The sequence below is a fragment of the Megasphaera hutchinsoni genome (assembly GCF_001553405.1).
Classification (GTDB): Bacteria; Bacillota; Negativicutes; order Veillonellales; family Megasphaeraceae; genus Megasphaera; species Megasphaera hutchinsoni.
This window is the reverse complement of record NZ_KQ960952.1, coordinates 113,545-125,866: the sequence shown is the minus strand read 5'-3', so window position 1 is coordinate 125,866 and position 12,322 is coordinate 113,545. Positions and strand designations below refer to the sequence as shown.

10 protein-coding genes are annotated in these 12,322 nt (G+C 37.6%); 2 read left to right on the top strand and 8 right to left on the bottom strand.

Features of this window, described 5'->3' with window-relative positions:
• Window positions 1–183: 183 nt before the first annotated feature.
• The 3 genes from HMPREF3182_RS04580 to HMPREF3182_RS04570 form a co-directional block, all read right to left on the bottom strand.
• Complete coding sequence (locus HMPREF3182_RS04580; RefSeq protein ID WP_007391952.1) at window positions 184–789, bottom strand: NUDIX hydrolase; 606 nt, start codon at window positions 787–789, stop codon at window positions 184–186.
• Between the two features lie 43 nt (window positions 790–832).
• The gene (leuS, locus tag HMPREF3182_RS04575) at window positions 833–3,328 is read right to left on the bottom strand and encodes a leucine--tRNA ligase (protein WP_206445551.1); all 2,496 of its coding nucleotides are present in this window, start codon (window positions 3,326–3,328) and stop codon (window positions 833–835) included.
• Window positions 3,329–3,398: 70 nt separating this feature from the next.
• A complete protein-coding gene (locus HMPREF3182_RS04570; RefSeq protein ID WP_062485724.1) occupies window positions 3,399–4,967 on the bottom strand; it encodes a glycosyl hydrolase family 18 protein in 1,569 nt (522 codons plus the stop codon).
• 100 nt (window positions 4,968–5,067) lie between these two features.
• Here HMPREF3182_RS04570 and lgt point away from each other — a divergent pair, with 100 nt between their 5' ends.
• Window positions 5,068–5,853, top strand: a complete 786-nt coding sequence (gene lgt / locus HMPREF3182_RS04565; RefSeq protein ID WP_062485721.1) for a prolipoprotein diacylglyceryl transferase — start codon at window positions 5,068–5,070, stop codon at window positions 5,851–5,853.
• A gap of 242 nt (window positions 5,854–6,095) precedes the next feature.
• On the top strand, window positions 6,096–6,485 hold the full coding sequence (locus HMPREF3182_RS04560; RefSeq protein WP_062485718.1) for a pyridoxamine 5'-phosphate oxidase family protein: 390 nt from the start codon (window positions 6,096–6,098) through the stop codon (window positions 6,483–6,485).
• A gap of 256 nt (window positions 6,486–6,741) precedes the next feature.
• Here the strand turns inward: HMPREF3182_RS04560 and HMPREF3182_RS04555 are convergent, their stop codons facing one another.
• The 5 genes from HMPREF3182_RS04555 to infB are packed head-to-tail and all read right to left on the bottom strand — an operon-like array spanning window position 6,742 to window position 12,312.
• Window positions 6,742–7,677, bottom strand: coding sequence for a bifunctional riboflavin kinase/FAD synthetase (locus HMPREF3182_RS04555; RefSeq protein WP_062485715.1), 936 nt, complete (start codon window positions 7,675–7,677; stop codon window positions 6,742–6,744).
• A gap of 13 nt (window positions 7,678–7,690) precedes the next feature.
• Complete coding sequence (truB, locus tag HMPREF3182_RS04550) at window positions 7,691–8,569, bottom strand: tRNA pseudouridine(55) synthase TruB (protein WP_062485713.1); 879 nt, start codon at window positions 8,567–8,569, stop codon at window positions 7,691–7,693.
• Complete coding sequence (locus tag HMPREF3182_RS04545; protein ID WP_062485711.1) at window positions 8,566–9,510, bottom strand: DHH family phosphoesterase; 945 nt, start codon at window positions 9,508–9,510, stop codon at window positions 8,566–8,568. Before HMPREF3182_RS04545 ends, truB begins: the two co-directional genes overlap by 4 nt.
• Before the next feature lie 4 nt (window positions 9,511–9,514).
• Complete coding sequence (gene rbfA, locus HMPREF3182_RS04540) at window positions 9,515–9,862, bottom strand: 30S ribosome-binding factor RbfA (protein WP_062485709.1); 348 nt, start codon at window positions 9,860–9,862, stop codon at window positions 9,515–9,517.
• Between the two features lie 14 nt (window positions 9,863–9,876).
• Complete coding sequence (gene infB / locus HMPREF3182_RS04535) at window positions 9,877–12,312, bottom strand: translation initiation factor IF-2 (protein WP_062485707.1); 2,436 nt, start codon at window positions 12,310–12,312, stop codon at window positions 9,877–9,879.
• Window positions 12,313–12,322 lie beyond the last annotated feature (10 nt).

Below are 12,322 nucleotides of genomic sequence, written 5' to 3'. Positions count from 1 at the left end.
TAGACCTTTAAGGTCTAGCTAACCATCACAATAGTTATTTTCAATATTAGTTTTCATCCTTCCTGCCAGCCTTTCCTCTAGACATCACCCTTTTATTGAATTTATACATTCATCTGTCCAGTAACGCCTAGAAAACATTACGTAAACCGAATTATAGTGATTGCAAATATTAAGGTTAGCTTACTATGTAATTATAGCACGACTCACCATAAAGTTGTCAAGAATATAAGCCGTTATTCCCCATATTTTATATTCTTTATATGTAAAAATCTTCACATAATACGATGTTCGCGGCTGCCATTCATCAGGCAACTGTAATATCTCCTGTGCCTGTTGATCCGGTTTTCCTTGCAAATAAAAAGTCGCTACTTGAGGTGGATTTTGCATAAGTACTGATATAGGAACCACTAGAATTTCTTCTACTTCTTCCTTATTAGGTTGCCATACCAAGGTATCCACATGTGCTACAAATGGATATACCGTAACCCCTATAGGTGATTCCACATAGTCTAAAGGTCTCTCAATATGTATATGCTCTAATGATATCCCTAATTCCTCTGAAGTTTCTCGTACTGCGGCCGCTTCTGGAGATGTATCCAGCGATTCAATCTTTCCTCCAGGAAAGCAAATATCGTGAGGTTGCCAAGTCAATTGCTTACTACGTACTTCTAATAAAATACATTCTTCCCCATCTTTCCAAACAAGCGGCACTAATACGGCACACGGAATAGTTTGCAAAATAGAGATAGAACATACCGGTCTATTCTTCCCAGATGTATTACGTTTCATACGTCCTCCTAAAAACAGCAGGAGATAACTCTCCTGCTGTTTTTTATTTAATGACAATATTAATAATCTTTTTAGGTATAATAATACATTTCACTATCTTTTTATCACCAATCAGCTCTTGCACATGTGCTTGCTGCATAACCATCTCTTGAATATTTTCTACTGTGCTATCAACAGATACGGTAATACGATCGCGAACTTTACCATTAATCTGAATAGGAAGTTCCATTTCTTCTACCCGTAACGCTTCTTTATCAACAATCGGCCATGACTGCTGATGTACACTGCCCTCAAATCCAGCTTGATGCCACAATTCTTCGGCAATATGAGGTGTAAATGGTGCTAATAACTTAAGTAAATTACTCATAGCTTCGCTTGCCACTGCTTGATGTATCTTATTTTCTTTTCCTGCATAAGCATACAAAGCATTTACGTATTCCATAATAGCACTAATAGCAGTATTAAATCCATACCGACCATCTTTTCCCTGGATATCGTTACCAACCTTATCTATGGTCATAAATTCTTGATAACGCAATTCTTTTTCCGCTTCACTATACAACGCTTCACTTGATTCATCCTTAGGCAATTGTAAATACTGTTCAACAATACGCCATACACGATTCAAGAAACGATAAGATCCTTCAACTCCTTGTTCCGACCATTCCAAATCTCGTTCAGGCGGAGCGGCAAACAAAATAAATAGCCTTCCTGTATCTGCACCATATTGTTCAATTATATCTTCTGGTGACACCACATTTCCCTTTGATTTCGACATCTTGCTGCCATCCATCAATACCATACCTTGTGTCAATAGCCGTTTAAACGGTTCTCTTTCTGACACTAATCCAGCATCATGGAAAACTTTCATACAAAAACGAGAGTACATCAAATGCAAAATAGCATGTTCAATTCCCCCGATGTATTGATCAACGCCTAACCAATGATCCGCTTTTTCTTTATCCCATGCGGCCGTTTTATTTCGTGCATCTGTGTACCGCAAATAATACCAAGAAGAACATACAAACGTATCCATCGTATCGGTTTCTCGCATAGCTGGTCCCCCACAAGTTGGGCAAGTACAATGTAAGAAATCATCACTTGTTGCCAACGGCGAAACCGCACCTGCTATAAAATTCACATCCTCAGGCAACCGTACTGGTAGATCTGATGTTGGCACTAATTGTTCGCCACAGGTAGGACAATATATAATAGGAATGGGTGCACCCCAATAGCGTTGTCGCGAAATTAACCAATCTCGTAATTTATAATTAACTGTGCCATGACCTAATTTTCGTTCTTCCAACCATGCTGTAATCGCCTTACGAGCTTCCTTATCTTGTAATCCATCAAATGTTCCTGATTGAACTAGCACCCCCGCATCAGTATACGGTTCACTCATAGTATCGACAGTAAGCGTTTTCCCTTCATTTTGTATCACAATATGGATAGGCAAATCAAATTTATGTGCAAATTCCCAATCGCGCTGATCATGGGCTGGAACACCCATTACCGCACCAGTGCCATAATCAGGCAAAACATAATTAGCTATCCAAATAGGTACTTCCTGTCTCGTACAAGGATTAACGGCATAAGAACCTGTAAACATCCCTTCTTTTTCGGCTTCTGTCGATGTACGTTCTATGTCACTCATATTTCTCATACGATCAATAAAAGAACGCAACGCAGCTTCTTCTGCTTTGCCTCTAATAAGCGATTCCACTAACGGATGTTCCGGTGCTAACACAATATACGAAACACCAAATATGGTATCAGGACGCGTTGTAAATAGATTTACACTTTTCTGTATAGTAGGAATAGCAAAGGTGATTTCCGTCCCCTCACTACGTCCAATCCAGTTTTTCTGCATCGTTTTAACGCGTTCAGGCCAACCTGATAATAATTCCAAATCATCCAATAAAACTTCTGCATAATCAGTAATTTTAAAGAACCACTGTTTTAAATTCTTTTTTACAACAGGCTGATCACAACGCCAACACGTTCCGTCAATAACCTGTTCATTTGCAAGCACGGTATGACAGTTTTCACACCAATTTACCTTTGCTTCTTTACGATATACCAATCCTTTTTTATAAAATAATTCAAAAATCCACTGTGTCCATTTATAATAGTCTTCATGACACGTGGCAACTTCTCTATCCCAATCATAAGATAATCCCAACGCCTGTTGCTGACGCGTCATATTTTGAATATTTTTAAATGTCCATTCCGATGGCGGAATGTGATTCTGTATAGCCGCATTTTCCGCAGGCATACCAAAGGCATCATATCCCATAGGATGTAATACATTATATCCTAACATTCGTCGATACCGTGCAATTACATCACCAATAGTGTAATTGCGTACATGACCCATATGTAAGTTTCCCGAAGGATAAGGAAACATCTCTAATACATAATATGGAGGTTTTTGCGAATCCCCTTCACAACGATCGCATTTTTCGTCTAACCATTTTTTTTGCCACTTTTTTTCAATATCTTTGGGTATATATTTTTCCAATAGTATGACCTCCTTCATATAGCTAAATTCTGCTTATTAAATCAATATATATGTTAATTATTATAGTGTTCTCCTTCTTTGAAGTCAATTAAAGAACATTAAAATTTTTAAAAAATTCTGTTGGTTCAAATCCACTTCGCCAAAACGCACCTGCACTTAACTGATATTTTTTAATTAATCCCATTTTAGCTTGCAACGATTTCTCTTCTTCAAACCAAATTTGTACTCGACCAGTCTGTAAAGGCAAATCCATATAATACAATTGATGTATTTTATCCCAATGAATATATTCCTTATATTTTTGACGAATTACAAAACTATCCGCTAAGCTCAACGTGTGCACAAACAATTTTTTACTTCCAGGCTGTGTATTTTGGGTCGTATTACTATCCATATCTGAAAGTTCTTTCAATAAAAGCGTAACCGTTTCGGAAAAACCGGCTGCTAGTCCATTATTCATAGGATTATCTGTTTTTTCAACGAATGCAGCTCTTTCAATTGGCGGCCATTCTTCTACTTTTTTAGGTAAATCCCTGCCATCGTATGAACTATACCATATACGCATGTATAAAGGCATACCCAAAATAACTTTCTCTGCAGGAACTTCTTTAAGTAACGCCTGAATTGCTTTTTCTACCCATGGATAAGTCGCAACAGGACCAGGTTTTGAGCTATTTTTTCCCACCTGATCATATCCCATAAGAACCACATAATCCACTACATTACCTAATGCTTTCCTATCATATACTTTCGACCACCGTAAACTCGGCGAATGCGGAGTGATATCCATAGAAATGACAATGCCATAAGCATGACACCGTGCGACTAACTGTGAAACAAATGCGGTCAATCGCTCTTTATCACTATAATTAATATTTTCAAAATCTAAATTATACCCACGAAAATGATACACCAAGGCATAACCAATCAATTGTTCTATAATTTTTTCTTGTACTTCTGAGGAATGCAAAATTGCACTAGTAACTTGAGGTGAAAAGCCATTATCAACAAGAGGCCACATAGTATATCCTTTTTTTTCATATTGCTCTGCCAATTGATCCAAATTAGAATTACGTAAACTAAGTCCCTTCGCAGTTACTCGAAAAGCCGTAGGCGATACTATTACCTTTCCATTAACGGGCGATAACTTTTCCCCTAGAAACAAAGGGTCCCACAGTAGTACACTCCCTTTAATAGAAACTGGTGGTCCTGGTGGAAAAATAGTTAAAGAAGCTGGTTTCTTCATCCCAATATGAGTGCTAAAAAGAACTTGTTCTTTTCCACTATTTCTCATATACATCCCCAATACTGGAGCCGCTCTTTTAACATTAATCCACCATTTTCCTTGTACTTTATGACGTGGCAAAGTAATATCTGCGAATGTATATGGAGGTTCCCCACTATGTAAGGCAATCCAAGGTATACGAAAACGATATGTAGGACTACCGCCGATAGAATATATCCCAAGCTGGGACAAGGCCTCAGGAGAAACTAACCATTGCCCCTTATATTCATAGACTTTTACAGGCGATGTTATCCCTAGATCTTCTACCTGATGAACTAAAGGCCGTGCTAATTTATCAGCCGGTGCCGTAGCCCCTACGGAAAAAAGACTGGCCCAACAATACATAGCAATACATATGGAATATACTTTCATGACAATACCTCCTACGCAAGACTAGAAATTGTCTTCTTATGCGGTATAATAAAGACACAAATAGTTATCCTAATTATATCATATTCAAGGAGGTATTATCTTGCATCAGTATTTATTCTTTATCGGTTCATTCCCTATTCGGTCATACGGACTACTTTTTTTATTAGGGATTATTTGTGCAGCCCTTGTGGGCTATGCGTTAACCAAAAAAGAAGGGCATGGCTGGCATATACACATATTTGATTTTGCCACATGTTGTGGTCTCGCTGGAATTATTGGTGGTCGCCTTTGGGATGTCTTTTTCTTTGATTGGGCATACTATCAACATCATTTACTAGAAATCCCCTTTATCTGGCAAGGCGGAATGGCTATTCAAGGCGGCATTATAGCTGGAACATTAGCTGGTATTTGGTACACAAAAAAACATCATATCCCTACCTGGGCCTTTGCCGATACGCTAGCTCCTGCTATTATTTTAGGACAAGCAGTAGGACGCATGGCAAATTTGATGAATGGCGATGCCTTTGGTCATCCCACTGGTGGTTCTTTTGGCATATTGTATCCAGAAACCACTTTAGCCTACCAAACGTATGGTCATCAACCCCTTTGGCCTGCTGAAATATGGGAAAGTCAGTGTGATGTGCTGCTTTTTGTCATCCTGTTATTTTATAGTTCTTTTCCCCATAAAAGAGGGCAAGTATTTTGTTTGTATGTTTTTTTGTATTGTATCGAACGATTTTTCTTGGAATTTCTGCGAGGAGATTATTTTACCATTGTGAGCGGATTAAAATCAGCTCAACTGACCGCTCTTATTGCAGGTATAATAGCAATTATCATTTTTTTCATCTTGCAATATAAGGGTATGCCTTCTTTCCAAAATAAATAACTATCTACTTACTTTCCTTATATCTACTTTATACTGTATATGTATATCAAATTTATAGCAAAAATTCATGTATATTATTCAATTAAAATATATTTTAATTGAATATGTATTGACTAAATCACTCTTATTTATTATAATAATTATCAGTAAGGAGTATTTCTTTTTTGATCATCTCCTACACAGTATAGAAAATTTATATATGTAGTATGACATATGTCTTTATAAAAAGGAGGTTGTAACCAATGAAATTAACCGATGAAATGAAAGATTTAATCAAAGTACAATTAGCTTACATCGCTACTGTTGACGAACAAGGAAATCCTAATATTGGACCAAAACGGACCATGCGAGTTTTAGATGACACCCATTTGATTTTTTGTGAAAACACAAATGGACAACATCATGCCAATATCAAGGCAAACGGTAAAATTTCTGTAGCATTTGTAGATCGCGAAGCTAATAAAGGATTCCGTTTTACCGGTAAAGCAACCAGTTATACCGATCAAGCAAAAATGGATTTAGCAAAAGAATTAGTCGGTACTGCACCTAAAGCGGCTGCTGTTATTATTGATATCGAAAAAATGTATACCTTAGATTCTGGCCCGCTAGCTGGTAAATTAATTGAAGAATAAGAATAACTTTATTGTATTCTCTAGAGCATTATAAAAAAGCGTACTCTCTAAAATTTCGAGTACGCTTTTTTGGTATACTTTTTTATATACTTTTCTCTACACCAATTTATTTTTCTGTAAGAAAAATAAATACCTTACCTAAAAAGCATTTACACCCTTCCTTACACTATATATTACCATAATACGCACAAAAAAATCGACATAATCCGTATCCCTGCGGCTTATGTCGATAATTATATATCCTATAAAACATATTTTATCTACTTCTTTGACGAAAATAATTTCTTACTTTTTCTTCATCTTGTTTCATACAAGCAACTAATTCTTCTACCGAATGAAATCGTTCTTCTCCGCGCAACCGCTTTAAAAAATGTAATTCCATATCCTGTCCATATATATCACCATGCCAATCTAAAATATACGTTTCAATACGTCTATATTGGTTAGCAAAAGTTGGGTTTTCACCTACATTCGTCATCGCTGGTAGCAAAATTCCCTGATGTTTTACTTCAGAAACATATACCCCATCAGCTGGTACAGCCATATTTTTTTCAATATGCATATTAGCCGTAGGAAAACCAATTGTCCGTCCACGCTTATCGCCCGTTACTACTGTACCAACAATAGAAAAAGGTCTCCCTAATAAATGCGTTGTTTCTTCTAATTTTCCATCTTGAATTAACTGGCGAATGATGGTACTGCTAACAGGCATATTATTTTTATCAAATGAAACTAACGGCAAAACATATACAGGCACCTGTACTAATTCCATGAATGCTCGTAACGTATCCGTATTACCATCTGCACCAGCACCATATGTAAAATTGGTTCCTACCACAATAGCAGATGGAAGAAAAGTCTTATACAATTGTTGACAAAATGACTGAGGCGTTTCATTCAGTAACGTCCAACTAAGGGGAAGTATAACCAAAACATCTATCCCTACATCTTGAATATACTGAATTTTTTGTGCCATCGTAGCTAAACGAACCGGTTCCTTATCTGGCTGAAGGACAGATAAAGGATGTCCAGAAAATGTAACAACTACCGATTTATATCCTTTCATGTCAGCTTCTTCAATTGCCTTTTGCATCACTTTTTGATGCCCCATGTGAACCCCATCAAACGTTCCTAAGGCCACCACTGCATGCTGACACCCTTTTACTTCTTGAAATGAATGAAATATTTCCATATACCTTACCTCGTCATACTTGTATAAACATTTTATGTGGTCTTATCAACTGATATGCTTGATCAAATGTTCCAATTCCCATTAATCGTTTGGTTGGATCGTATATCCGTATTACCATATTCTGTGTCAACTCGTTCCCCTCAAAGGATACGGCTCGACCACATACAAGGTCTTTACATTGAGCTGCGGATAAATCCAATCTGTATAAATGCTGAATTGCCGTGTCTAAAGGCAATACATATTTCTCTGGCTGCATAGACAATGCTTCCAACGTAATCGCATCCTCAATATGAAATACCCCCGCTTCCGTACGAACTAAATAAGTCATACATGCACAAGTTCCTAGTGCCTTACCTAAATCACGAATTAAGGATCGGATATACGTTCCTTTTGAACAACGCACAATCATTCGTCCTCTCTGATTGCAATAAGTCAACATTTGTATATCATAAATCTGAATCGGCCGAGAAGAGAGAATAAAATCTTGTTGTTGCCGAGCTAATTTATAAGCTTTAACGCCATTTACATGTATTGATGAATACCGTGATGGTTGCTGCATACATTGGCCTAAAAAAGTATTGCATGCATATTGAATCTCATCCATCGTTAACAAGGGAACTTCTTTTTGTTCAACAATCTGACCCGTTCCATCTTCTGTATCCGTTGCAATTCCTAAAATAAATTCTGCATGATATGTCTTGATATCACTATCGCCATATTCAATTAAACGTGTCGCATTGCCTAGATAAATAGGTAAAACGCCTGCCGCCAGTGGATCTAACGTTCCCGCATGGCCCACTTTTTTAATCCCATATATACGCCGTAACTGACTGACAACATCATGACTAGACATTCCCGTAGGCTTTATAACATTTACTATTCCCTGTATCATAATACTTTTGCAATTTCCTTTAATAATTCTAATTTTGTATTTTCTAAAGAGAATTTAGCCGTAGCACCAGCCGCTCTTATATGACCACCGCCACCAAAAACAGCCGCTATTTTATTAACATCTACATTTTTAGAACGCAAACTAATACGCGTTTCTTCAGGTGCCACATATTTTATAGTAAAAGCAATCTCAACGCCTTGAATAATCCGTACATAATCAATATACTCACCCGTATGCTCACCTGTATGAGCTAATAATTCTGGTGTAAACATAAGTCCCGCAACACGACCTTCTTGATATACTTCAATCTGTTGTAACACCTCCGCAAGTACTTTTATTTTCTCAATGCATTTTGCATCCAACGCCACCGAAATAATATTGGGCTGTGCTCCTGCATCTACTAACTGTGCAGCCATGTTCAACGTATGTCCCGTCGTATTACCAAACTTAAAAAATCCACAATCCGTAGCAATCGCCATATATAAAGCATTGGCCATTTCTTGTGTAATTTCTGTGTGCCAATGTATAAATAATTCAGTTAATACTTCGCCAGCCGCAGCATATGTAGGTACTACGTATTCCCAATCTGCTAAATGCCGATTGGATATATGATGATCAATATTTAATACCTTACCATGCATCAATTCTTCTACAGTCCCTGTACGCATAGGATCAGTTGCATCTAAAATAACCGTAAGCCACGTGCTATCAGTAACTACATCAGCGGGTTTTCTAATTGCTTTTACAGATGGTAAAAAATCATATCGTTCATCAATATCATCATCAATTACCATCACCGTATTTTTTCCCCATTGACGCAAACAACCATATAAGCCAATCATACTACCAATGGCATCTCCATCAGGACTAACATGAGCTGTTAATAAAATATGTTCATATTGCTGCAAAATATCTTTTATTTCTTCTGGAGTTACCTTCATGAGCTCACTCCTTCTTATCAACATCACGAAGCAACTGATCTATCTTCATGCCATAATCCAATGATGTGTCTTCTGCAAATGTAATCGACGGAGTATAACGAATACCTAAACGCTTACCTACTTCACTACGAAAGTATCCCGCTGAACGCTGTAACACTTGTAATGTTTCTTTTTTTTGCGTTTCCTTGCCAAATAAACTAACATATATTGTCGCTTCCCGTAAATCACCGGTAATCTTCGCGTCCGTTACCGTAACAAATCCCAAACGCGGATCTTTTATGTCATGTAAAATTATATCCGATACTTCTTGCTTTATAAATTCTTGAACTTTCCTGATGCGTAATTCTCCCATCGTATACACCTCCTTTATTCCGGAGCGATTTCTACCATTTCATACGCTTCAATTTCATCGCCTTCTTTGATATCGCGATATTTATCCAATGTAATGCCGCATTCATATCCTGCCGCAACTTCCTTTACATCATCTTTAAATCGACGCAAACCATCGATTTCCCCTTCATATGCTACGATGCCATTCCGTATTAAGCGAACCTTTGATGAATTGGTAATTTTTCCTTCTTTTACATAAGAACCACCAACAATAACTTTCGGTGTAGAAATAACTTTTCTTACTTCTGCCCGTCCCACAATATGTTCTTCATATTTCTTTTCAAGCATCCCTTTAATAGCTGATTCAACATCATTTAACGCATCATAAATGACACGATACATCCGCATATCTACATTTTCATGTTCTGCTGCCTTCCGAGCTGCTGCATCAGGACGCACATTAAAGCCAATTACTAAAGCGTTAGATGCGGATGCTAACATAATATCAGATTCAGAAATAGCACCCACTCCTGCATGTACAATAGCAATACGTACTTCATCACTCTTAATCCCTAATAACGACTGACTAAGTGCTTCCACCGATCCTTGTACATCGCCTTTAATAATAATAGGCAATTCCTTTAATTCCCCTTGCTGAATTTGATTGAATAAATCATCTAAAGTCACTTTGGCATTCGCCCGCAATGCAGAGGTGCGTTTCTTTTCCATTCGTTTTTCTGCAACCGAACGTGCTGTTTTTTCATCCGTTACATTTAAAATATCGCCTGCTTCAGGCACATCATTCAAGCCTAATATTTCAACAGGAATAGATGGCTCCGCTTTTTTTACACGTTCTCCACGTTCACTATTCATCGCCCGAACCTTACCAAAACAAGGTCCTACAATAATCGTATCCCCTACATGTAACGTCCCTTTTTGTACTAAAACAGATGCAACTGGACCTCTGCCTTTATCTAACTTCGCTTCAATAACGACACCCTGTGCTGGACGATTCGGATTAGCCTTTAATTCAGATACTTCCGCTAAAACAAGAATATTTTCTAATAATTCATCTAACCCCATCTTTTTATGTGCCGATACGGGTACCATAATCGTATCGCCACCCCAAGCTTCACTAACTAACCCATATTCCGTCAATTGCTGCATAACATGGTCGGGATTAGCCCCTTCTTTATCCATTTTATTAATGGCAACAATAATAGGCACACCAGCAGATTTAGCATGATTGATTGATTCAATTGTTTGTGGCATAACACCATCATCCGCTGCAACAACTAAAACTGCAATATCCGTTACTTGGGCTCCCCGTGCACGCATAGCGGTAAACGCTTCATGCCCCGGTGTATCCATAAAAACAATTTTTTTACCATTATACCGCACCTGATAAGCCCCTATATGCTGCGTAATCCCACCGGCTTCATGACTAGTTACATTCGATTGTCTAATCGCATCTAACAAACTGGTCTTACCATGGTCAACATGTCCCATTATCGTAACAACAGGCGGTCTAATCTGTAATGTTTCTGGAGCATCTTCAATTTCTTCAATTTCAGTAGGATCAGCTGGTGCTTCTTCCGCAGTAACCGTAACGCCAAATTCATCCGCAATAAGCGATGCCGTTTCAAAATCAATTTCTTGATTAATCGTGGCCATAATACCACCTAACAATAATTTTTTAATAACTTCTCCGACATCCCGCCCTAACCGTTCGGCAAAATCTTTAACAATAATTGTTTCCGGAATAGCAATTTCCGTCGGATAATTTTTTTTCTGCTGAGTCGCATTATTACCTTCCTGTGTCATATGAAATGTCTTTTGATTTTTATTATTCTTATGCTTTCCCTTATTCAATACATTAGAAAGTAGCGTATGCGGACGTGCTCCCCCCTGTCCATTACGCCCATTGGGGTTCTTCTTCTTTTTATTATCATTTTTTCCCAACATATCCTGTGGTTTTGCAAAAATCTTTGTTCGCTTATTTTCGCCTTTTCCATGAGTCCCATTCATTTTACTATGTCTATCGTTTGGTTTATCCGATACATGCACCTTATCAGAAACTCCTTTGCTCTGTTTTTTTAAATGCTCTTTCTCCGAAGCTTGTCTATGATCCGAATGATGTGTCTTTTCTTGTTTCACACCCTGCCCTTGATGTAACGTCACAAACGTATTCTTTTCTTTCGTTTCAACCGCTTTTGTAAATCCGTGATTTTTATTATCTTGATGATGCATATTTCCACTTGTATTATGCTGTGTTCCCTCTACTTTTATATGGTCATCTTTTGGGGTTGACCTTACTTCATGAGCAAATGTTCGAGCAATAATTTGCTCCATTTGTTCATCTACACCGGAAAAATTCGTAACTTTAATATTTTGTTTAGACAATAAGTCAATTACTTCTTTGATCGATCTATTATACTCTTTAGCTACTTCATACACCCGTTTTTTACTCATCAACGTACCC